The sequence below is a fragment of the Thioclava sp. F1Mire-8 genome (assembly GCF_002213165.1).
Taxonomy (GTDB): Bacteria; Pseudomonadota; Alphaproteobacteria; order Rhodobacterales; family Rhodobacteraceae; genus Thioclava; species Thioclava nitratireducens.
This window is the reverse complement of sequence record NZ_NBNY01000003.1, coordinates 100,094-122,535: the sequence shown is the minus strand read 5'-3', so window position 1 is coordinate 122,535 and position 22,442 is coordinate 100,094. Positions and strand designations below refer to the sequence as shown.

The 22,442-nt window shown below is 64.3% G+C and carries 21 protein-coding genes; 7 read left to right on the top strand and 14 right to left on the bottom strand.

The features are described from left to right. The first annotated feature begins 2 nt into the window (after window positions 1-2). From fghA to B6V75_RS11960, 3 genes are read left to right on the top strand one after another with little or no spacing between them, the layout of a single operon-like run. A complete protein-coding gene (gene fghA, locus B6V75_RS11970) occupies window positions 3-833 on the top strand; it encodes an S-formylglutathione hydrolase (RefSeq protein ID WP_088719850.1) in 831 nt (276 codons plus the stop codon). Next, complete coding sequence (locus B6V75_RS11965) at window positions 830-1,288, top strand: YaiI/YqxD family protein (protein WP_075775335.1); 459 nt, start codon at window positions 830-832, stop codon at window positions 1,286-1,288. The genes fghA and B6V75_RS11965 overlap by 4 nt, the downstream gene beginning before the upstream one ends. Then, the gene (locus B6V75_RS11960) at window positions 1,281-1,898 is read left to right on the top strand and encodes an HAD family phosphatase (RefSeq protein ID WP_075775336.1); all 618 of its coding nucleotides are present in this window, start codon (window positions 1,281-1,283) and stop codon (window positions 1,896-1,898) included. Before B6V75_RS11965 ends, B6V75_RS11960 begins: the two co-directional genes overlap by 8 nt. A gap of 42 nt (window positions 1,899-1,940) precedes the next feature. Here B6V75_RS11960 and dxs read toward each other — a convergent pair whose 3' ends face one another. The 9 genes from dxs to B6V75_RS11915 all read right to left on the bottom strand — a co-directional run bounded on the left by dxs (window position 1,941) and on the right by B6V75_RS11915 (window position 10,363). After that, a complete protein-coding gene (gene dxs, locus B6V75_RS11955; protein WP_088719849.1) occupies window positions 1,941-3,863 on the bottom strand; it encodes a 1-deoxy-D-xylulose-5-phosphate synthase in 1,923 nt (640 codons plus the stop codon). Window positions 3,864-3,882: 19 nt separating this feature from the next. Continuing rightward, complete coding sequence (locus tag B6V75_RS11950; RefSeq protein WP_075775338.1) at window positions 3,883-4,749, bottom strand: polyprenyl synthetase family protein; 867 nt, start codon at window positions 4,747-4,749, stop codon at window positions 3,883-3,885. Further along, window positions 4,750-4,986 (bottom strand): exodeoxyribonuclease VII small subunit, encoded by a 237-nt coding sequence (locus B6V75_RS11945; protein WP_075775339.1) that lies wholly within the window; start codon window positions 4,984-4,986, stop codon window positions 4,750-4,752. It abuts the gene before it with no gap. Window positions 4,987-5,111: 125 nt separating this feature from the next. Then, a complete protein-coding gene (locus B6V75_RS11940) occupies window positions 5,112-5,507 on the bottom strand; it encodes a cytochrome c (RefSeq protein WP_088719848.1) in 396 nt (131 codons plus the stop codon). 348 nt (window positions 5,508-5,855) lie between these two features. Continuing rightward, a complete protein-coding gene (locus B6V75_RS11935) occupies window positions 5,856-6,488 on the bottom strand; it encodes a queuosine precursor transporter (protein ID WP_075775341.1) in 633 nt (210 codons plus the stop codon). An 87-nt stretch (window positions 6,489-6,575) separates the two neighbouring features. After that, the gene (locus B6V75_RS11930) at window positions 6,576-7,505 is read right to left on the bottom strand and encodes an esterase-like activity of phytase family protein (RefSeq protein ID WP_088719847.1); all 930 of its coding nucleotides are present in this window, start codon (window positions 7,503-7,505) and stop codon (window positions 6,576-6,578) included. Next, on the bottom strand, window positions 7,478-8,374 hold the full coding sequence (mepA, locus tag B6V75_RS11925) for a penicillin-insensitive murein endopeptidase (protein WP_088719846.1): 897 nt from the start codon (window positions 8,372-8,374) through the stop codon (window positions 7,478-7,480). Before mepA ends, B6V75_RS11930 begins: the two co-directional genes overlap by 28 nt. Next, window positions 8,371-9,726: an MFS transporter gene (locus B6V75_RS11920; RefSeq protein WP_088719845.1), complete on the bottom strand. Its 1,356-nt coding sequence runs from the start codon at window positions 9,724-9,726 to the stop codon at window positions 8,371-8,373. The genes mepA and B6V75_RS11920 overlap by 4 nt, the downstream gene beginning before the upstream one ends. A 103-nt stretch (window positions 9,727-9,829) precedes the next feature. After that, the gene (locus B6V75_RS11915; protein ID WP_088719844.1) at window positions 9,830-10,363 is read right to left on the bottom strand and encodes an acyl-CoA thioesterase; all 534 of its coding nucleotides are present in this window, start codon (window positions 10,361-10,363) and stop codon (window positions 9,830-9,832) included. 127 nt (window positions 10,364-10,490) lie between these two features. Here B6V75_RS11915 and B6V75_RS11910 point away from each other — a divergent pair, with 127 nt between their 5' ends. Together B6V75_RS11910 and recQ are read left to right on the top strand one after the other, a co-directional pair. After that, the gene (locus B6V75_RS11910) at window positions 10,491-10,790 is read left to right on the top strand and encodes a YggT family protein (protein ID WP_075775346.1); all 300 of its coding nucleotides are present in this window, start codon (window positions 10,491-10,493) and stop codon (window positions 10,788-10,790) included. Beyond that, window positions 10,790-12,853: a DNA helicase RecQ gene (recQ, locus tag B6V75_RS11905; protein WP_088719843.1), complete on the top strand. Its 2,064-nt coding sequence runs from the start codon at window positions 10,790-10,792 to the stop codon at window positions 12,851-12,853. Before B6V75_RS11910 ends, recQ begins: the two co-directional genes overlap by 1 nt. On the opposite strand, the gene B6V75_RS11900 is transcribed toward recQ, so the two are convergent. Together B6V75_RS11900 and B6V75_RS11895 are read right to left on the bottom strand one after the other, a co-directional pair. Further along, window positions 12,850-15,063, bottom strand: a complete 2,214-nt coding sequence (locus B6V75_RS11900; RefSeq protein ID WP_088719842.1) for a response regulator — start codon at window positions 15,061-15,063, stop codon at window positions 12,850-12,852. The genes recQ and B6V75_RS11900 overlap by 4 nt on opposite strands. Window positions 15,064-15,207: 144 nt before the next feature. Then, window positions 15,208-16,383 carry an acetyl-CoA C-acyltransferase family protein gene (locus B6V75_RS11895; protein ID WP_088719841.1) on the bottom strand — a complete coding sequence of 392 codons (1,176 nt, stop codon included), beginning with the start codon at window positions 16,381-16,383 and terminating at the stop codon, window positions 15,208-15,210. Window positions 16,384-16,547: 164 nt separating this feature from the next. Between B6V75_RS11895 and B6V75_RS11890 the strand changes: the two genes are divergently transcribed. Further along, the gene (locus B6V75_RS11890) at window positions 16,548-17,420 is read left to right on the top strand and encodes an MBL fold metallo-hydrolase (RefSeq protein WP_088719840.1); all 873 of its coding nucleotides are present in this window, start codon (window positions 16,548-16,550) and stop codon (window positions 17,418-17,420) included. 3 nt (window positions 17,421-17,423) lie between these two features. Here B6V75_RS11890 and B6V75_RS11885 read toward each other — a convergent pair whose 3' ends face one another. The 3 genes from B6V75_RS11885 to B6V75_RS11875 form a co-directional block, all read right to left on the bottom strand. Further along, window positions 17,424-18,158, bottom strand: coding sequence for a metallophosphoesterase family protein (locus B6V75_RS11885; protein ID WP_088719839.1), 735 nt, complete (start codon window positions 18,156-18,158; stop codon window positions 17,424-17,426). 68 nt (window positions 18,159-18,226) lie between these two features. Continuing rightward, window positions 18,227-19,822, bottom strand: a complete 1,596-nt coding sequence (gene serA, locus B6V75_RS11880; RefSeq protein WP_088719838.1) for a phosphoglycerate dehydrogenase — start codon at window positions 19,820-19,822, stop codon at window positions 18,227-18,229. A gap of 70 nt (window positions 19,823-19,892) precedes the next feature. Then, on the bottom strand, window positions 19,893-21,038 hold the full coding sequence (locus B6V75_RS11875; RefSeq protein WP_088719837.1) for a phosphoserine transaminase: 1,146 nt from the start codon (window positions 21,036-21,038) through the stop codon (window positions 19,893-19,895). A gap of 305 nt (window positions 21,039-21,343) precedes the next feature. Here B6V75_RS11875 and B6V75_RS11870 point away from each other — a divergent pair, with 305 nt between their 5' ends. Then, complete coding sequence (locus B6V75_RS11870) at window positions 21,344-22,402, top strand: glycosyltransferase family 2 protein (RefSeq protein WP_088719836.1); 1,059 nt, start codon at window positions 21,344-21,346, stop codon at window positions 22,400-22,402. Window positions 22,403-22,442 lie beyond the last annotated feature (40 nt).

Below are 22,442 nucleotides of genomic sequence, written 5' to 3'. Positions count from 1 at the left end.
TGATGAAAACGATCTCGGAAAACCGCTGTTTCGGAGGCGTCCAAGGCGTCTACTCGCACGCCTCGAAGGTCAACGATTGCGAGATGACCTTCGGGCTGTTCCTGCCGCGCGAGGCCGAGGACGGGCCGGTTCCGGTGCTGTGGTATCTCTCGGGACTGACCTGCACCCATGAGAACGCCATGACCAAGGCAGGCGCACAGGCGTTTGCGGCCGAGCACGGGATTGCGCTCGTGTTCCCCGACACCTCGCCGCGCGGCGAGGGCGTCGCCAACCATGAGGATTACGATCTGGGGCAGGGCGCGGGCTTTTACGTCAACGCGACGCAGGATCCGTGGGCGCCGCATTTCCGGATGTGGGATTACATCGCCGAGGAACTTCCGAACGCCATCGACGCCGCTTTCGAGATCGATCCCGAGCGGCAGGCGATCACCGGCCATTCGATGGGCGGGCATGGCGCGTTGACGCTGGCGATGCACCAGCCCGAGCGCTTCCGGTCCGTCTCGGCCTTCGCGCCGATCGCGAACCCGACGCAAAGCGATTGGGGCCGCAAGCAGTTCAGCGCCTATCTGGGCGAAGACGAGGCGGCTTGGGCGGCGCATGATGCCACGCTTCTGATGCGCGAGCGTGGGTTCGACGGCGAAGTGCTGATCGATCAGGGCGGCTCGGATCAGTTCCTCGATCTCCTGAAGCCCGAGGCGCTGGCCGAGGCGATGGCCGCGCGCCGTCAGCCCGGCACCTTCCGGTTTCAGGAAGGTTACGATCACAGCTACTATTTCGTCTCGACCTTCATTCCCGACCACATCGAGTTCCACGCCGAGGCGCTCTGGGCGTGATCTGGGTCGATGCCGATGCCTGCCCGGTGAAGGCCGAGGCCGAGAAGGTCGCGACCCGTCTCGGGATCAAGCTGATGCTGGTCTCCAATGGCGGGCTGCGGCCCTCGCCCAATCCGCTGGTCGAGATGGTTTATGTCGATCAGGGGCCGGACGTGGCCGACATGTATATCGCCGAGCGGGCGACCGTGGGTGATGTGGTGATCACCAATGACATTCCGCTAGCGGCAAAATGCGTCGAGTCCGGCGCGCGCGTCCTGCGCCCCGATGGCGAGGCGCTGACGCCCGCCAATATCGGCAACGTTCTGGCAACGCGGGATTTGATGGCGGATCTGCGCTCTGCCGATCCGTTCCGGCAGGGCGGCGGCAAGCCGTTCTCCAAGGCGGATCGGGCGCGGTTCTCGGATGCGCTCGACCGGGTGGCGCGGGCGGCGGCAAGAGAGGTTAAGAATGGTTGAGGCAGTTATCTTCGACATCGGAAACGTGCTGATCGAATGGCAACCCGAGCGGCATTACGACCGGATCATGCCGCGCGAGACCCGCGAGCAGATGTTCACAGAGGTCGATCTGCACGGCATGAATGACGAGATCGACCGCGGCGCGCCCTTCCGCGAGACGATCTACGCATGGGCCGCGAAATACCCGAGCTGGCGCGATGCGATCCGGCGTTGGCACGACGACTGGATCGAGATGGCCTCGCCGGGTATCCCGCATTCGCAGCGGCTGATGAAAGCCCTGCAGGCCAAGGGGATACCGGTCTTCTCGCTGACGAATTTCGGGATCGAAAGCTACGATTTCGCGGCGACGCATTACCCGTTCCTGCGCGAGTTCGACCGCGATTTCATCTCTGGCCATATGGGCGTCACGAAGCCCGATCCGAAGATCTATCAGATGGTCGAGGACGCGTCGGGGCTGTCCGGCTCGGATCTGATCTTCACCGATGACCGCGCCGACAATATCGCGACGGCGCATACCTTCGGCTGGAAGACGCATCTTTTCGATGGGCCCGAAGGCTGGGCGCGGCGGCTGGTCGAGGAAGGGCTGCTGGAGGAGGCGGAGGCCGCATAAGTTGAACTTATGCAGCCGCCTCGAAAATAAGGAAAACTTATCTCAGGCGCGTTTCGCGACCGCAACGCCCAGAAGTTCGAGCACCTTGGCCTCGATCTGCGGCGCATCCATGCCCGCCGAGTGATACATATCTTCCGGCGAGGCGTGATCGATGAACGTGTCGGGCAGCACCATCGAGCGGAACTTGAATCCGTGATCGAAGACGCCCTGATCCGAGAGGTATTGCGCGACATGGCTGCCGAAGCCGCCCACCGCGCCTTCCTCGATGCAGATCAGCGCCTCGTGCTCCGCCACCAGCCGGTCGATCAGATCGGTGTCGAGCGGTTTCGCGAAACGCGCATCGGCGATGGTCGGCGCAAGGCCGCGGGCTTGCAGCGCTTCGCGGGCTTTCAGAACCTCGGCGAGACGGGTGCCGTAGGAGAGGATCGCAACGCGCGCGCCTTCCGCGATCATCCGGCCCTTGCCGATCTTCAGCGGCACGCCTTCTTCGGGCATGTCGACGCCCATGCCTTCTCCGCGCGGATAGCGGAAGGCGATCGGGCCGTCGTCATATGCTGCGGCGGTGGCGACCATATGGACCAGCTCCGCCTCGTCGGCGGCGGCCATCACGACCATGCCGGGCAGCGAGGACATGAAGCCCACGTCGAACGAGCCCGCATGGGTCGCACCATCCGCGCCCACCAGACCGGCGCGGTCGATGGCGAAGCGCACGGGAAGGCGCTGGATCGCGACGTCATGGACGATCTGGTCGTAGCCGCGTTGCAGGAAGGTCGAGTAGATCGCGCAGAACGGCTTCATACCGGAGGCCGCGAGACCGGCAGAGAAGGTGACGGCGTGCTGCTCGGCGATGCCCACGTCGAAACAGCGGCGCGGATAGACGCCCGCGAATTGCTTTAGTCCGGTCCCGTCCGGCATGGCGGCGGTGATGCCGACGATCTTCTCGTCTTTCGCCGCTTCCTTGATCAGGCTTTCGGCGAAGACCTTGGTGTAGCTCGGGGCGTTGGAGGGCGATTTCTTCTGCTCGCCGGTGTTGAGGTCGAATTTCGCGGTGGCGTGACCGCCATCGGGGCGGCTCTCGGCGGGGGCATAGCCCTTGCCCTTCTTCGTCAGCGTATGGATCAATACCGGGCCGGTCGCGCGCGCCTTGAGCGTACGCAGCAGCGGCAGAAGCTGATCGAGATCGTGTCCGTCGACCGGGCCAACATAGGAGAAGCCGAGCTCCTCGAACAGCGTGCCGCCCATCGCGATGCCTTTCAGCATCTCTTTCGCGCGGCGCGCGCCCAGCTGGAACGGCACCGGCAGCAGACCGACCGCGCCCTTGGCGGCGGATTTCAGGTCCTGCAGCGGGGCCTCGGAGTAAAGCCGCGTGAGATAGCTCGACAGCGCGCCGACGGGCGGGGCGATCGACATCTCGTTGTCGTTGAGCACGACGAACATGCGCTTGCCCAGGTGGCCTGCGTGGTTCATCGCCTCGAAAGCCATGCCGCCCGACATCGCGCCGTCACCGATCACGGCAATCGCGTCGCCAGTTTCAGCGCCCAGCTCGCGGCCCATCGTGAAGCCGGTCGCGGCCGAAATCGAGGTAGAGCTATGGCCCGCGCCGAACGGGTCGTAGGGAGATTCGGAGCGCTTGGTGAAGCCCGACAGCCCGCCCTTGGTGCGCAGCGTGCGGATGCGGTCGCGACGCCCGGTCAGGATCTTGTGCGGGTAGCACTGGTGACCGACGTCCCAGACGATCTTGTCGCGCGGCGCGTCGAACACGGCATGCAGCGCGACTGTCAACTCGACCACGCCGAGACCCGCGCCCAGATGTCCGCCGGTTTGCGACACCGCCGAGATCGTCTCGGCGCGCAACTCGTTGGCGAGCGTTTTCAGCTCGGCATCGGAAAGGCCTTTCAGATCGGACGGCAGTCGCACCTTGTCGAGGAGCGGCGTGGCCGTTTGGTCGTTCGGGTTGTCGCTCATTGGCTGCCCCCTAGGCGCGCTACATTTCGCGGGAGATAACGAAACGCGCAGCGGCCCGCAAGTTTTCCGCTTCCTCGCCGTAAGGTGAAAGCGCGTCTATCGCCTGGTCGATCAGCTCGCCCTCGCGGAGCCGCGCGCCAGCAAGGCCGAGCAGCGAAACGAAGGTCGCCTTGCCGGCCTCGGCGTCCTTGCCGACCCGCTTCCCGGCGGCCTTTTCGCAGCCCGTCACATCTAGGATGTCATCGTGAATTTGAAAGGCCAGACCGACCGCATCGGCGAAATCGCTCAGAGGGCCCTCGTCTTCGCCCGCGAGGATCGCGCCGGCGCGGGAGGCAAAGGAGATCAGCGCCCCGGTCTTGCCCGCCTGCAGCGCGGTGATCTGGCTCAGCGAAAGGGGATTGGTGGCACTTTCCGCCGCGATGTCGAGCGCCTGACCGTGGCCCATGCCCGCCGCGCCGGAGGCTTTGGCAAGCGCGAGGCTGAGCGCGATGCGCCGCTCTGCCGGGCCGAGGAGGGGATCGGCGCAAAGCTCAAACGCAAGCGTCTGCAGCACGTCGCCGGTGAGCACGGCGGTGGCCTCGTCCCATTTCACGTGAATCGTCGGCTGGCCGCGGCGCAGATCGTCGTCATCCATGCAGGGCAGATCATCATGCACGAGGCTGTAGGCGTGCAGCGCCTCGACCGCGGCGGCGGCGGGCATCGCTTGAGCTTCGGGAATTCCGAAGATCGCGGCGCTTTCGATCGCGAGGAAGGCGCGCAGCCGCTTGCCGCCCTGCAGCGCGTAATGCATCGGGTCGCGCAACGGCCCCTCCGGCTGGCGCGCCACGGCGGCATCAAGCGCGACCTGAACGGCAGCCTGCACCTCTTTCAAACGGGAGGAGAACATTTACAGACCTTCGGCGGGGGCCGTGCCTTGCGGTGCGCCGTCGGCATTGAGCGTGATCTTCTCGACCCGCGCCTCGGCCTCCTTCAGAAGCTTGGCGCAATGCTCTTTCAGCTTGGCGCCGCGCTCGTAGAGCTTGATCGACTCGTCGAGGGGCACGTCGCCGTGTTCCAGTTTGCCCACGACTTCCTCGAGGGCCTTCATCGCCTCTTCGAAGCTCAGCGCGTTAATATCGCTCATCAATCTGCATTCCCGGTGATATGTCGTCCAATAAGGCGCTGACGCCCGGCTTCCTGCAAACCATATCCGGCTCGCGGAGTCGAGATCACCCCGCGAACCCGGCCCAGCAGTGAACGTCTTGTCGCCTATTTCTGGAGCGATTCGAGATATGTCGCGAGGGAGAGGACGCGCCCGCGCGTGGCCAGCACGTCGGTGTAATACGGCGCGCCGTGCCCGCCCTGGTCCATGAACACCTCGCCGAAGACCGGCATCGGCCCGCCATGTGCCCGCACGCCCGTGCGCCCGTCGATGATGTGGATCGTTTTGAGCATCGGGAACGCGCCGTCATTCGCGGCGGCAAGCCCGGTCAGATCGGCAGGTTTCACGGTCAGATATTCGGCCATCGGCCCGGTGCCGGTGCCGTCGTCGCCATGACAGCTGGCGCAATATTGGCCGTAGAGAACTTTGCCGACATCGGCGTTCTGAGCGATGGCCGGCGTCGCGGCGAGACATGCCGCGGCGATGAGGTAAGTGAAGCGCATTGTATCCTCCCACAAAGATGACGCGGGGGGAAGGTTAGGCGCGAAACGTGATCACGTCTGTGATCGGCGTCAACGAAGAAAGGCGCCCCGTATGCTACGGAGCGCCCCACGAAAAGGGCCATCTCTATTCGAGATGACCCTCCGAGATCTACGGAGATGGTCCGGTTAGGGTCCGAAGGATCCAGCCGTCCCAGTCAGGGTTCTTTGCCCTAGGGTTTGCCCTCAGGCCACGGCCCCCCTCACTGTCCCGACACCTCTCTCCACTATCACTCTAGACACTGGACCACCTCCTTTCATGCGTTGCCGTTATCCACAGCGTGCCACAGATTTTGTGTGTGGCAAGAAAAATCACGCAAGTCTTGGAGAAAGTTTCGTGACGAGTGCCTTGAAAGGCAGCAGTGCGATCAAAGTCAGGGCAAGTTTGACAAGCCAGTCGGCGGTGGCGAGCGACACCCAGAGCGGCACTGTCGGCCCGACGCCCAACAGGGGCAGGGTCTCATTCGCCCAGGACACGTCGTTGCCCGGCTCGAGGAAGGTCAGCCCGGCCGAGAATGCCACCGAGAAGAAGATCAGCGTATCGAGCGAGGCGCCGATCAGGGTCGAGATCGCCGGGGCGCGCCACCAGACGCCGTCGCGCAGCTTGTCGAAGACGAAGATGTCGGTCATCTGCGCCACGAGGAAGGCCGCGCCGGAGCCGAGCGCGATGCGCAGCGTCACCGCCGGATAGGTGAAGCCGTCACCCTGCAGCATGATCTGGCTGCCGATGAGCGAGCAGATCACCCCCACGACAAAACCCGCGAAGACCACGCGACGCGCGGCACCGGGGCCGTAGACACGGTTCATCACGTCATTCACGAGGAAGGCGAAGGGGTAGGTGAAGGCGCCCCAGGTCAGCCAGTCGCCGACGAGGAATTGCACCAGGATGTTCGAGGCCACGACGATTGCGGCCATGGCAATGATGCCAGGAATATAGCGGGTCATGATGTTCAACCGTTTTTACATGGTAGCGGAGACATGGCCCGGACCAGCCCGGGCAAGGGCGCGCGATACGCCGTCACGACGCGCGCGTCAATCCTTCTTGGCGGTGCGGCGCGTGTTGGGCAGGACGTATTCGACGATTTCGGTGCGCTGCAGGAACCGGAAATTGTCGTCGGAGATCATCGTCAGGCGGATCGCACCCTCGTCGTCGCGCCAGACCGACAGGCCCTCGAGATTGTCGTGTCGTCCCGCGCCGGTTTCCAGCAGAACCTCGCCGCCCGAGATCGAATCGCCGTTGATGTCGAAGACCTGCACGCGCGAGCGGAAGCCCAGAAGGCCCCAGAAGTCGCGCTCCAGCAGATAAAAGCGGCCATCGGGCCCGAAATCCGCACCGACCGGCAGCCAGTTCTCGGAGCGCGGGATGGCGAAGGGCTGATCCCATTTGCCATCGCGATAGCGCCAGACCGGGTAGGGCCTGTCCTTCGCGCCCGAGCGTTCGGGCATCGTGTAGAGCGTGCCCTGATCGTCGATCGCCAGCGCCTCGAGCGAGGAGTTGTTCTGCATCTTCGCGAAGGCATCCGGGCGCGGCAGTAGCTCGGCCGGACCGCCGTCGGTCGGGAAATGCGACACCCGCGCCAGCCCTTCGAAGGAGATGTAGACCGAGCCGTCGGGCGCCAGGGCCAAGCCTTCGCTGTCGCCCTGATGGCGGTTGAGCACGCGGCCCTTGGAGCTGTGAAGCCAGTTCGGCCCGTTGGTGATTTCGACATCGCTGATCCGGCCCTGCGCGTCCCGGTCCAGCCGCCCGCGCCAGATCGTCGTGCGGTCGGATTGGGTGATGAAGTTGCGCCCGTCGGGGCCCAGCTCGAGCCCCGAGAAGCCGCCGAAGACGCTCACGCCCGGCATCGTCCAGTGATAGCTTTGCAGGAAGCGGGCGCGCGGTTCCGGTCCGGCCGGCGCGAGCCCCGCGAGAACCGCCAGCCCCGCCCCCGCGATCAGCGCGAAGACAGAACGGCGCGGCATTGGCTAGGCAGGTCCGACATGACGTAGGTCTTGGCGTTCTTTTTCGGCGGCCCTTTCGGCTTGGGCTTCGCTGCGGTTTTCGGCGGGTTGAGGTAATCCGTCACCCACCAGTTCAGCGTTTCGTCACAGCCGTCGCCTCCCTTCGACAGCTGCGCCACGGTCGGCTTCTGCGTCTGGCAATAGCGCGCACCGGGCGGGCATTTCAGGCGGACATGGAAATGGGTGTTGTGGCCATACATCGGACGGATTTTCTGCAGCCAAGCGCGGTCGTTGCGCGGCACCGTGTTGCACATCGCGATTTTCACCGCAGCGGCGACGAAGATGCGGTCGACCCGCGGATCGGCGGCGGCATGGCGCATCAGCTCGAGATGCTGCGGCGTCCAGTTGCCGTTGATATGGCGCTGGTCGGCGGTGCGCACCGAGATCGAGGAAATCTTCTCCCGCTGGGCGCGGCTGAGATTGAGGTTCGTGGCCGGCAGCATCCAGATGTCGGCATCCAGCCCGATCTGGTGGCTGGCATGGCCGCCGGTCATCGGGCCGCCGCGCGGCTGGGAAATGTCACCGATATAGAGCCCGTTCCACCCCGGCAGGGTCGCGGCGTAGCGCGACAGATCCTGCAGATAGGTCAGCATTGCAGGCTGGCCCCAGTTGCGATTGCGCGACAGGCGCATCGCCTGCCATGTCGGCCCGCTCTCGGGCATCCGTTGCAGCCCGGCGGCGCAGCCGCGCGAATAGAAGCCGATGGCAGAGGGCGCCTGCGCCGAGGCTACCGCTTCCGCGCCAAAAAGCTGGCGGGCGAGCGGTTCGGAGAATCCGGGGGCGGCAATCAGGCTGAAAGAAAGAGCGGCGGCGAGTAATTTCGCGATCATGGTGAGGGGGGTCCTTCGGGCTCAGGGTCTCCGTGGCTTCTCACGAAGCCTAGCAGGACCAGGCCCAAAAGCAAAAGAACGATGATCGGCGTGATGCCGGTCGACTGATTTCCGCTTATCTGCGTCGTGATCCCGATTGCAAGCGGCGCGATGAAGGCCGTGGCCTTGCCGGACAGCGCGTAGAGGCCGAAATGCTCGGTGATCTTTTCCGGGTCGGCCTGACGCACCATCATCGTGCGCGAGGCCGATTGCAGCGCGCCGCCGCAGGCCCCGATCATGCCGCCAAGTACCATGAAGGCGATGTCGGGCAGTTTGCTGTCGGGGGTGACGGCCATGCCGAAGACGCTTTCGCGCGAGATCATCACGATGCCGAGCACCACGAGCGTGAGGATCACGAGCGTCGTGATGATGACCGTGCGCGGCCCCCAGCGGTCGTCCGCCTTGCCGCCGAGCCATGCGAAAGTCGCACCGGTGATCGTGCCGAGGATGCCGAACATGCCGATCAGGGTGATCGACCAGTTCAGCACGCCCGCCGCGTAGAGCCCGCCGAAGGTGTAGATGCCGTTGAGCGCATCGCGATAGAACATCGAGCTGAGCAGGAACGAGGTCAGCGAGCGCCGATGTGGCAGCGCGCGGAGCGTCGCGCGCAGTTCCGGCCATGCGCCGCGCAGAGCCGTGCCGATGGGTAGCGCATCGGCTTTGCGCGGCTCGCGCACCCAGAGGAAGAAGGGGATCATGAATACCGCGTACCAGATCGCGGTGAGCGGCCCGACCGCGCGGGTGTCCTCGCGCGTGGCGACGTCGAGGCCGAACAGCGGCTCGATCCCGAGCATGGTTTTCCCGGTCGTCGGGCTCGCCTGCAGCAGCAAAAGCATGATGAACAGCGTGATCATCCCGCCGATATAGCCGAACGCCCAGCCCGAGCCGGAGATGCGCCCGATTTCTTCGCGGGGCCCCAGATCGGGCAGAATCGCATTGGTGAAGGTGGTCGCAAATTCCATACCGATCATGCCGATGGCGAAGCTGATCATGATCGCCATCAGCTTGAAATCGCCCGGCACCGCGTACCATAGCCCCCACGCGCCCAGAACGTACATTGCCGAGAAGACCCAGATGAACGGCATCCGCCGCCCCGATCGGTCGGCAATCGCGCCGAGGAAGGGCGAGCCGAGCGCGATGATGATCCCCGCGATGCCCACGCCATAGCCCCAGACGGTCTGCGCCGCGGTGCCCGAGCCCATAAGGTCTTTCACGAAGGGCGCGAAGATGAAGGTGATCAGCAGCGTGTTATAGGGTTGGCTCGCCCAGTCGAAGAACCACCAGCCCCAGATGCGTTTCTTCGCCGTGATCATGTCGCCCTCTCCCCGCCGCGCCAGCAATTGCGGCGATCAAGCCCGAAAAGGGACGGTCTGGCAAGGGGTTCGACGGTTGGGGCATGCCGCGGGCGCGGCAGTGTCACATCTGCGGCGGCCAGGGACGCTTGAGGTCGGCCTCGGCCCAGGCGGTCACGAATTCGGGCAGCGGCGGCGAGGTCGCGTCCTGCCCCATCTCGCCCAGAACTTGCGCCGGTGGGATCATGCCCTTCTTCGAGGTCACGGCACCACGGATCAGCACATGCGAGGTGCATTCGCCGCTTTCGGTGAACATCGCATGCTCTAGCCAGATCCAGCGATCGTCCCAGCCAAGACAGCGCGAGCGCATCTCGAATTTCTGGAAGGCCTGCACCCGGCGGCGATAGCGCGTGGTGTTCCCGGCGACCACGATGCCCCATTTGTTGCGCTTCAGTGCGCCCCAGAGCCCTGTGCGGATCGCAAGCGGAATTCGCCCGAGATCGTAGAGCGTCAGCGTGCGCCCGTTGTTCAGCTCCATCCAGAGGTCGATGTCCCACGGCCAGCAGATATGCTGGCTGACATGGGTACCCGTGATCGGCAGCGCCGGGGCGTTGCGGAACTTCACGATCTCTTTGGCCATACGGATAACGGGGTACATGCGGGCACTGGTGCTGCGACGCCGCGGGACGGTCAAGAGAGACGTTACGGAAAATGCGCGTGAGCCTGCGGTTGCAATGCCGCGGCGCCTCGCTTACCTGTCTTTGCGATCCAAAGCGGAGGTTTCGATGGTCACGCTCTTTCAGGCCCTGGTGCTGATCCTGAACGTCATCTGGTTCGTCATGATCGCCCATATCATCATGAGCTGGCTTATCAATTTTCAGGTACTGAACCTGCGCCAACCCTTGGTGGCGCAAATCTGGTTCGGCCTGAATAACCTGCTGGAGCCGATCTACGGGCGCATCCGTCGCTTCCTGCCCGACACGGGCGGGCTCGATCTGGCGCCGCTGGTGGCCTTCATCATCCTGATCATCATCCGTCAGGCGCTGTTCAACAACGCGGCCTTCTTCTACGGCAACAGCTTCTGATGCCTGCGGCTGTGGCAGCCGAAGCCCCCGCAGAGCTACTGGCGCGGGTCTGGGGGTTCGACGCCTTCCGACCCGGTCAGGAAGAGATCGTGCGCGCGGTGATCGAGGGCCGGAACGTGCTGGCGATCATGCCGACGGGCGGCGGAAAATCCCTGTGTTATCAATTGCCTGCGCTGGCGCGCGAGGGCGTGACGGTGGTGATCTCGCCGCTGATCGCGCTGATGCGCGATCAGGTGCGCGCGTTGAAACAGGCCGGCGTCGAGGCGGGTGCGCTGACCTCGGGCAATACCGAGGAGGAGACCGAGGAGGTCTTCACCGCGATCGACGAAGGACGGCTGAAGCTTCTCTACATGGCGCCCGAGCGTCTGGCCTCTGGCGGGGCACAGCACCTGCTGAAGCGCGCAGGCGTCAGTCTGATCGCGGTGGACGAGGCGCACTGCGTCAGCCAATGGGGCCATGATTTCCGCCCCGACTACCTGCGCATCGGCGAGCTGCGCCGCAGCCTTGGCGTACCGCTTGCGGCCTTCACCGCGACTGCCGACGAAGAAACCCGGACCGAGATCGTCACGCGCCTGTTCGACGGCCAGCCCCCCGAGAGCTTCCTGCGCGGCTTCGACCGACCGAATATCCATCTGGCCTTTTCGCCCAAGGATCAGCCACGCCAACAGATTTTGCGCTTCGCGGCCGCGCGAAAAGGGCAATCCGGCATCGTTTATTGCGGCACGCGGGCGAAGACCGAGAGCTTGGCCAAGGCGCTGAGCGAGGCCGGGCATCTCGCCTGTCACTATCACGGCGGGATGGAGGCCGATGACCGCCGCGCTGTGGAGACCCGCTTTCAGCAGGAAGACGGGTTGATCGTGGTCGCGACGGTCGCCTTCGGGATGGGCGTCGACAAGCCCGATATCCGCTGGGTCGCCCATGCTGATCTGCCCAAGAGCATCGAGGCTTACTATCAGGAGATCGGACGGGCGGGCCGCGACGGTGCCGCTGCCGAGACGCTGACACTGTATGGGCCCGACGACATCAAGCTGCGCCGGTCCCAGATCGACGAAGGGCTCGCCCCGCCCGAGCGCAAGGAGGCCGATCACGGGCGGCTGAATGCGCTGCTGGGTCTGGCCGAGGCGACCGAATGCCGCCGGGTGAAACTGCTGCGCTATTTCGGCGAAGAGGCCGCGCCCTGCGGGCATTGCGACCTATGCGATACGCCGCCCGAGGTGTTCGACGGGACCGAGGCCGTGCGCAAGGCGCTGTCCGCCGCGCTGCGCTCGGAGGAACGGTTCGGCGCGGGGCATCTGATCGAGATTCTGCTGGGCTCGCAGACCGACAAGATAAAGCAATGGGGCCACGACAAGCTGCCGACCTATGGGGTCGGGCGCGATCTGAGCCGAGCGCAATGGCAGGCGGTGTTTCGGCAGATGATGGGCCACGACCTGATCCGGCCCGACGCATCGCGGCACGGCGCGCTGGTGATGACCGAGACTGCCCATCCGATCCTGCGCGGCGAGCAGTCGATCACGCTGCGCCGCGATCTGGTGGCGAAGGCGAAGACCAAACACGTGGTCCGGACGCTGGTTAGCGACGACGACGCGCCGCTTCTCTCGGCGCTGAAGGCGAAGCGCCGCGCGCTGGCCGAGGCGCAGGGCGTGCCTGCCTATGTCGTTTTCACCGACCGCACCCTGATCGAGATGGCCGAGAAACGCCCCGGAACGCTCGACGAAATGGCCGGGATCAGCGGTGTCGGTGCGAAGAAGCTGGAAAGCTATGGCACGGAGTTTCTGGAGGTGATCGCCGGCGCGGTGGAAGAGATGCACCCGCTGCGCCGCAAGCTCGCAGGTTCGACCGAGGGGGAGATTTACGACCGTCTGGCCGATGCGCAGCGAAATCTCGAACGCGGCGCGGATGGCTATGATCGCCCGCTCTCCTGCTCGGCCTCGACGATCCGCAAGATCGCGGAGACGAAGCCTCGCAACCGCGACGATCTCGCCCGGATTTCCAACCTGCCCGAGGCGAAGCTTGACCGCTTTGCCGAGGCGTTCCTGGCGGTGCTGGCCGACTACCGCTAGGCGGGTTGGTCGACCGCGGGTGGGCGTGCATCTGCGGGGCGATCCGACTGGATGCGTTCGGTAATCTCTCGTTTCTTCAAAGGCTTGGTTAGGTAGTGGTCGATCCCGGCGGCGAGGATGCTCTCGCTGTCGCCCTCCATCGCATGGGCGGTGAGCGCGCAGATCGGCACATGTACCGCGCCTTCCAACGCCCGGATTTCGCGCGCCGCCTCGCGCCCGTCCATGCCGGGCATCGAAATGTCCATGAAGATCAGATCGGGCTGGAAGCTGCGCCACAGCGCGACGGCCTCATGCCCGTTATTGGCGAAGCGCAGATCGATATCGAGATCCTTCACCATCTTGGAAAAGACCAGCTGATTGGTGCGGTTATCCTCGGCGGCGAGGATCCGCATCGCACGCCGCTCGGTCAGGTCTGGCGGCGGGCTGGGAGGCGGCGGATCAGGTGTCGCTTCGGCGGCCCGCGACAGGTCCTGCAATGCGCGGAACAGTTCCGAGCGCAGCACCGGTTTTTGCAGACAGCCGGTGACACCCTCGTCCATCGCGGCCTTCGCAGCCTCCGGGTCGGAGCTGAGCAGCAGGATCGGCACGTCGCCGCCATCCGCCCGAAGCCTCTGCGCCAGCGCCACCCCGTCGAGCGCGGGCATCCGATGATCGGTCAGGATCACGTCGAAGGCGCTGCCATCCTCGATCACCTGCAACGCCTCCTCGCCGGAGCGACAAAGCGTCACCTCCAGCCCGTAGGTCTGCAATTGCCGCTCCAGAATGACGCGATTGACCAGAAGATCGTCGACCACCAGCGCCGCGTGCAGCGTGATCGGCTGGGAGGGGGCGTCGATCGGCTCGACCGGTTCGGCGCGGGGCAGCACCAGTTTGAGGCCGAAACACGAGCCTTCGCCAAGCGCGCTGTCCACCCAGACCTCGCCACCCATCAACTCCACCAGTTGGCGGGTGATCGCAAGACCAAGCCCGGTGCCTTCGAACTTGCGATTACTCTCGGCCTCGACCTGATTGAACTCGCCGAAGACGTGATCGAGCAGCTCGGGCGCGATGCCGATGCCGGTGTCTTCGACGGTGATGTGCAGCTCGTAGTGACCGGCCTCGCGTTCGACCCCCACGACGCGGGCGAGGACGTGACCGGCATCGGTGAATTTCACCGCATTGCCCAGAAGGTTGGTCAGGATCTGACGCATCCGTCCGGGATCGGCCTCGAACCGGGTGGGCAGGAACAGGTCGTAATCCACCAGAAGCTTCAGATCGCGGTCCTTTGCAGAGGGCTGCAAGAGCACCGTCACCTCGTGCAGGCAGCGTTCCAGATCGAAGGGTTCGGGGTAAAGCCGCATCCGCTCCGCCTCGATCTTCGAGTAATCGAGCACGTCGTTGATGATGGTCAGAAGCGCTTCGCCGGAGGAGCGGATGGTCTCGGCGAACAAGCGCTGCTCTTCGGACAGATCGGTCTCGACCAGCAGGTCCGCCATGCCCACGACGCCATTCATCGGCGTGCGGATCTCGTGGCTCATATTGGCGAGGAAGGCGGATTTCGCGCGGTTCGCCGCCTCCGCCCGGTCGCGGGCGTCGCGCAACTCCGCTTCGCGCGCGACGGCGCCGGTGATGTCCTGCGCGAAGGTGACGAGATCGCCCTGCGCGCCCCATGTGTCGTTGAGCCGGAACCAGCGGCCATCCTGCGTGCGCAGCGCCATCGGGGGGATCTCGGTGCGACGGATGCGTTCGCACATCTCGAAATGCCAATCGTGCGGATCGCGCCCCTGCAGGTCGAAGACACCGCACTCTGCCGCGATCCGCATCACTTCGTCATAGGCGACGCCGACGCCGATCGCGATTTCGCCTTCGAAGAAGGAGAGGAACAAATGGTTGGCGGCGACGAGGCGCAGATCGCTGTCGAAGACGGCGAAGCCGTCCGAGATCGAATTGACCGCGTGCCACAGCCGCGCCTGCGCGATCTGGGCGAGCGAATTGGCCCGTTCGAGATCGTTGCGCACGCGGCTGTTCTCGCCCAGCAGGGTTTCGCGTTCGCTAAGAGCACGGGCAAGACCTTCGCGCTGCTCCACAACTTGATCTGAGAGCATCCTTGCGTGCTGGGCCAGCTTCTGGTTGGCGGCGAACAATTCCTGGCGCTTCTGCTCCAACAGCTTTTCCGCCGCGAGTCGCCCGCGGCGTTCCCGTGCCAGTTTCTCTGCGATCGCCTTGTGCATGGACGCGGCAAAGCCCCCCCGTGTGGTCCGGGAGGCAGAGTTGCAGTGCTGCGTGAAAGGCGGGTTAACCGCGATGATGGGCGGGCGGGAAAATCCTTAAATTGCTATGGATTGCCCGCCCGCTTGACCCTCAAAGACCGGGCCTCAGAGACGCTCGATCGAGAGCGCGATGCCTTGGCCGCCACCGATGCACATGGTGACGAGGCCGTGCTTGCCGCCGATGCGCTCCAGCGCATGCAGGGCCTTTACGATCAGGATCGCGCCGGTGGCGCCGACCGGGTGGCCGAGCGCAATCGCGCCGCCATCGGGGTTCACCTTCGACGCATCCAGACCCAGCTCGCGCGAGACGGCCAGCGCCTGCGAGGCAAAGGCTTCGTTGCTTTCGATCCAGTCGAACTCGGAGGCCTGCATGCCGGTCTTTTCCAGCAGCGCGCGCACGGCGGGGATCGGGCCGAGGCCCATCACCTCGGGGCGGACGCCCGCGATGGCGTAGCCGGTGATCTTGGCGCGCGGGGTCAGACCCGCCTCTTTCGCGGCCTCTTCGCGGGCCAGAACCAGTGCCGCCGCACCGTCATTGATGCCCGAGGCGTTGCCCGCGGTGACCGAGCCGTCCTTCTGGAAGACCGGCTTGAGCGAGGCGAGTTTCTCGAGGCTCGTCTGTTTCGGGTGCTCGTCGGTGTCGAAGACGGTCGTGCCCTTGCGCGTGGTGATCTCGACGGGGGCGATCTCTTCCTTGAAATGGCCCTCGGCGATCGCTTTTGCCGCACGCTCCTGGCTTTCCATCGCGAAGGCGTCCTGCTCTTCGCGCGAGATCGAACACTCGGCGGCCACGTTCTCGGCCGTCACGCCCATATGGCCGGTGCCGAAGGGACACGACAGCGCGCCGGTCATCATGTCGAGCATCTTTGCGTCGCCCATCTTCTGACCGAAGCGGGCGGCGGGCAGGATATAGGGCGATTTGCTCATCACCTCGGCACCGCCTGCCAGCGCGAAATCGGCATCGCCCAGCATCAGCATCTGCGCGGCGGACACGACCGCCTGCACGCCGGAGCCGCAAAGGCGGTTCACGTTCATCGCGGGCGTGCCGACCGGAACGCCGGCATTCACCGCCGCCACCCGGCTGAGATACATGTCGCGCGGTTCGGTGTTGATGATATGGCCGAAGACCACCTGACCGATCTTGTCCGCCGAGACGCCCGCCCGCGAGATCGCCTCTTTCGAGACATGGGTGGCGAGGTCGATCGGCGCGAAGCCGGACAGCGTGCCGCCGAACGTGCCGATAGGCGTGCGGGTGCCGGAGAGAATGACGATACCGGTCATGGGTAGCCTCCAATGTTTGGGTCGGCGCGAGGGTAGCGAATGGGCTGATCCCGCGCCAGCGCGCCCGCATGGTTATGACGAGACGTCATTTGCCAAGGGCAGCGGGTTGAAACTCGCGACATAGGAAACACATTCTAGAAATCGAATATGACTAGGAGGCCGACATGACTGCCAACCCGATCGTCAAAGGGTTCTGGGATCGACCCACCGGAAGCTGGCAATACGTCTTTCACGACCCCGATACGATGAAGGGGGCGGTGGTCGATCCGGTCTGGGATTACGACCCGCAGGCGGGCGCTACGACCCTGGGCAATGCCGAGAAAATCCTCGATTACGTCAAGGCCGAGGGGATCGACGTGGAGTGGGTGCTCGATACGCATCCCCATGCCGACCACTTTTCCTCGGCCGTCTGGCTGGCCGAGAAACTGGGCGCGAAGCGCGGCATCGGCGAGCGCGTGCGGACGGTGCAAAGCCTCTGGGCCGAGATCTACAACACGCCCGAGCTGTCGCAGGACGGGCGGCAATGGGATCACCTGTTCGCCGAGGGCGAGACGTTCAGGATCGGTAATCTCGATGTGAAGGTGATGCTCTCGACCGGGCATACGCTGGCCTCGATCACCTATGTCGTGGGCGATGCGGCCTTCGTGCATGATACGCTGATGCAGCCCGAAAGCGGCACGAGCCGGGCGGATTTTCCAGGCGGCTCTGCGGCCGAGCTGTGGGATTCGATCCGGGCGATTCTCGATCTGCCCGCCGAGACGCGGCTGTTCATCGGGCACGACTATCCCGGCGAGGGCAAGGAGCCGCAGACCGGCGCGACCGTGGCCGATCACCGCAAGCACAACAAGCACGTCAAGGACGGCATCTCCCGCGAGGAGTACATCAAGACGCGTGAAGAACGCGATGCGACCCTGCCGCTGCCCAAGCTGATGCTGGCCGCTTTGCAGGTGAATATCCGCGGCGGGCGCAAGCCCGAGGCCGAGGGGGATGGTCGGTCTTACCTGAAAATCCCGCTCGACTATTTCGAGCCGCGGTAAGCGTTAGCCGCGTGGCAGTTCGGCCCGGCCCTCCGGGGTCAGCAGCCACGCGTCGCGGCCTTCGATCACCACGGTCGAGAGCGGGTGGCCATAGCCCGCGCCGGAATCGAGATTGAGGCGGTTGCCGTAATGGGTGGCCGCCTTGATATTTGTATGCCCATGCACGATCAGCGCCCCGTGGTCGCGCGGGTCGGTCAGGAAGGGTTTGCGAATCCATAGCAGGTCATCCTCCACCTGATCCTCCATCGCCACGCCGGGGCGGATGCCTGCGTGAACGAAGATCGCCTCGCCGCGGGGGAAATAGGCGGGCTGGCGCGCGAGCCAGTCGCGATGGGACTGCGGGATGGCGGAAAGCTCCGATGTGACCTCGTCGAGTGGGCGCGAGAACGCGTCGGGGATGCCGTAGCTCTCCAGCGTCGCCTCGCCGCCCACGCGCGGATTGAGATAGGAGACCTCTGCGCTGAGGATCGGGTCTTCGGTATAGGGATCGTCAAGGAAGCCCAGGAACATCCGGTCGTGATTGCCGCGCAACACGATCCAGTTCTCGCCGCTCTGCTGACCTTTCATCAGGTAGTCGATCACCCCCGCCGAGTCCGGTCCGCGATCCACCAGATCGCCGACATGCACGATCGGGGCCTCCGTCTCGCCATAGGTGTCGCGATCCGCCGCAATCAGGTCATGCGCCCCGCGCAGCTTGTCGAGATGCCCGTGAATGTCGCCGATCGCGTAGGTCCGCATGAGTGCCCCTTCCAATGCAAAGGCCCCCCGCGCACGGCGGAGGGCCCGGTTTCAACCGTTCAGCTAAGTCAGCCGAGGACGAATTCCAGCGGCTTGACCTGCTTGAAGCCCCCCGAGGTTTTCAGCGCCTCGACAACGTCCGCGCTGACCGCCTCGTCGACATAGGCGATGGCGATCGCTTCGCCGCCCTGCTTGGAACGACCCAAGGTGAAGTTCGCGAGGTTCACGCCCTTCTCGCCGAGGATCGTGCCGAGCTTGCCGATGATGCCGGGCACGTCGTCGTTGGTGGTGTAGAGCATGTGCTCGCCCACTTCGGCGTCGATGTTGATGCCCTTGATCTGGATGAAGCGCGGCTTGCCATCCGAGAACACGGTACCCGCGATCGAGCGTTCCCTGCTTTCCGAGACGACGGTGACCTTGATGTAGCCCTCGAAGATACCGGTCTGGTCCTGCGAGGTGGTCGAGATCTGGATGCCGCGCTCTTTCGCGATGACCGGGGCGGAGACCATGTTCACGTCCGGCTGGCTGGCCTTGAGGATGCCCGAAACGACAGCCGCGTCGAGCGCCTTGAGGTTCATCTCGGACGCCACACCGTCGAAGGTGATGTTGATCGCCTTGATCGCGTCCTCGGTCATCTGGCCGATGAAGCCGCCGAGGTGCTGCGCGAGTTTCACCCAGGGGCCCATGACTTTCGCTTCTTCAGCGGTCATCGAGGGCATGTTGAGCGCGTTCTCGACGGCGCCGTCCAGCAGGTAGTTAGACATCTGCTCTGCCACCTGCAGGGCCACGTTCTCCTGCGCTTCGGTGGTCGAGGCGCCGAGGTGCGGCGTGCAGACCACGTTCGGCAGGCCGAAGAGGACGTTATCGGTCGCCGGTTCCTCGGCGAAGACGTCGAAGGCCGCGCCCGCGACATGGCCCGACTTGATCAGATCGGCCAGCGCCTGCTCGTCGACCAGGCCGCCACGCGCACAGTTGATGATGCGCACACCGGGCTTGGTTTTCTGCAGGTTTTCCTTCGAGAGGATGTTGCGGGTCGAATCCGTAAGCGGCACGTGCAGAGTGATGAAGTCGGCGCGACGCAGCAGTTCGTCCAGCTCGACTTTCTCGACGCCCATATTGGCCGCCTTCTCTTCGCTCAGGAAGGGATCATAGGCCACGACCTTCATCTTCAGGCCGCGCGCGCGGTCGCAGACGATGCCGCCGATATTGCCCGCACCGATCACGCCGAGCGTCTTGGCGGTCAGCTCGACCCCCATGAATTTCGACTTTTCCCATTTGCCGGCCTGCGTCGAGGCATCGGCTTCGGGAATCTGGCGCGCAACGGCGAACATCATCGCGATGGCGTGCTCGGCGGTGGTGATCATGTTGCCGAAGGGCGTGTTCATCACGATCACGCCTTTCTTGCTCGCCGCTTCCTTGTCGACATTGTCGGTGCCGATACCGGCGCGGCCGACGACTTTCAGGTTGGTCGCGCTTTCCAGCAGTTTCGCCGTGACCTTGGTGGCCGAGCGGATGGCGAGACCATCATACTTGCCGATCACTTCGGCGAGCTTTTCCTTGTCCTTGCCGAGCGAGGGTTCGAAATCGACCTCGATGCCACGGTCGCGGAAGATCTGGACGGCGGTTTCCGAGAGCTTGTCGGAGACGAGAACCTTGGGGGCCATTTTCTGGGCTCCTTGAATTTTCAGGATATCGGGAAAGGACGGGCCCGGAGGCCCGCCAATCTGTCACGGATCACGCTTGCGCGGCGATCTCGGCCTCGAAGGCGTATTCGACCCAAGGCATCAGCGCCTCGACATCCGCCGTCTCGACGGTCGAGCCGCACCAGATGCGCAGACCGGCCGGGGCGTCGCGATAGGCGCCGAGATCGAGGCCCACGCCTTCATTCTCGAGCCGCTTGGCGACGGCTTTGGCGAAGGCTGCGCCATCCTTGATGCGATCGTCGGTGAACTTGAGGCAGACCGAGGTGGTCGACGCGGTCGCCGGATCATTGGCGAGATTCGCGATCCACGGCTTTTCGGCGCAGAAATCCCAGACGACTTTCGCGTTGGCATCGGCGCGGTCGATCAGGCCTTTCAGCCCGCCCACCGACTTCGCCCAGTTCAGCGACACGAGGTAGTCTTCGACGCAGAGCATCGAGGGGGTGTTGATCGTCTCGCCCTTGAAGATGCCCTCATTCAGCTTGCCGCCCTTGGTCATGCGGAAGATCTTCGGCAGCGGCCAGGCGGGGGAGTAGTTCTCGAGCCGCTCGACGGCGCGGGGGCTCAGGATCAGCACGCCGTGACCGCCTTCGCCGCCCAGCACTTTCTGCCAGGAGAAGGTGGTGACATCGAGCTTGTCCCACGGCAGATCCATCGCGAAAGCGGCCGAAGTGGCGTCGCAGATGGTCAGGCCTTCGCGGTCCGCCGGGATCGCATCGCCATTGGGGACGCGCACGCCCGAGGTGGTGCCGTTCCACGTGAAAACGACGTCGGTGTTGAAGTCGATGGTGGAGAAATCGACGATATCGCCATAGTCGGCAGTCTTCGTCTCGGCCTCGATCTTGAGCTGCTTGACCACATCGGTCACCCAGCCGGCGCCAAAGCTTTCCCAAGCGACCATCGTCGCCTTGCGCTCGCCCAACAGCGACCACATTGCCATTTCGACGGCGCCGGTGTCGGAGGCGGGCACGATGCCGATGCGGTAATCGGCGGGCACGCCCAGAATTTCGCGGGTGGTGTCGATCGCCTCTTTCAGCTTCGCCTTGCCGATTGCGGCACGGTGCGAACGGCCCAGCGGCGCGTCATTGAGCATGTCGAGGGAGAAACCAGGGATCTTCGTGCAGGGGCCCGAAGAAAAACGCGGGTTTGCCGGCCGCGTAGCCGGAGCTTGAATAGCCATTGCTGGTATCCTTCCAGATATATGCCCTTCGTTGGGGAAGGGTGTCCCGCCGCCGGATGTACGCGTGGGTCCGCTCTGGTGCAAGGGGAGAATTCACCGCGAGGCCACACCTGCGTCAAAATGATGCCGGATCTCGATGCAGACTGGTGCGGCGGTCGTGATGTTGTATCGTTTCAACGATACGCGCCGGCGAGCATATGAGCCAAGGCAAAATCTTATATTATAAACAGTATGATAAATCTTTCAGCTCGTGACATTTGTTCGCGTCACTCCGCTCGAACTGGGCGACCCAAGAGCTTTCAGACATGACTAAAGACAGCGCCCCGGAGGCAGCCGTGATCACGCCGATGCGAATTTGCATCATCACCCTGATGAAGAACGAAGGGCCTTTCATCCTCGAATGGTTGGCACATTGGCGCAATCTCGGGGTGACCGATTTCATCGTCTTTTCGAACGACTGCTTCGATGGCACGGATGCGATTCTGGACCGGCTCGATGCTCTCGGGGTCGTGCAACACTTGCCCAACCCAGCATATCTGGCGGACACCAAACGCTTCCATCGACAAGCCTTGGCTTACGGGTCGCAATTGCGGCGCCATCGCGAGGCCGATTACACGATGATCTGCGATACCGACGAATTTCTGCATATCGACGTGGCGGATGGCACCCTTCCGGGGCTTCTGGCATTGCACGATTATCCCGATGCGATCTCCTTCGGCGAGCTGCTCTTCGGGTTCGGAGGGCGAGAAAGCTTCGAAGAAGGTCTCGTTACCGAGCGGTTCACCTGGGCGATCGACATGAGACCCGGAGCGCGCCGTGCCCGTCGTGGCGTGAAGACGATCGCAAAGGTCACGCCGACGGTCCTCGAATGGAACAACCATCGTCCGCAGATGGAGCGACGGCGCGGCATTCGTTGGCTCGACGGTGCCGGCGTCCCAGTGCCGCGCAAATTCCGTGTCGGAACGGATCGCGGCTACGATGTGCGCGGGCGATATGATCAGGCATGGCTCGCGCATTATTCGGTACGCTCGGCGGAAAGCCTGTTACTGAAAATGGAGCGCGGCGACGCGGTGCGGCCGGACCGGCTGACTTCCAATTATGCGCGCAAACGCAGCTCTGCGCGCGAAGATAACCTGACCATGCTGCGCTATGGATTGGCGATCCGGCGCGAGATGGGCCGCTTCCTCGAAGATCCGGTGTTGTCCGCGTTGCACACTGCGGCGATCGACGCTCATCATGCGCGGATCGCCGAACTGAAAGCCGACCCCGAGATGGCGGAGGTCTGGAAGACGTTCCGCGAAGTCTGCCAGACAGAGATAGCAACGCGCGCGGAGCGTTCCGGAAAGGGTGAAGCCGAGAAATAGCGAGGCGACCGACACCCGGAGAGGAGGCGCAGGTTGTCCC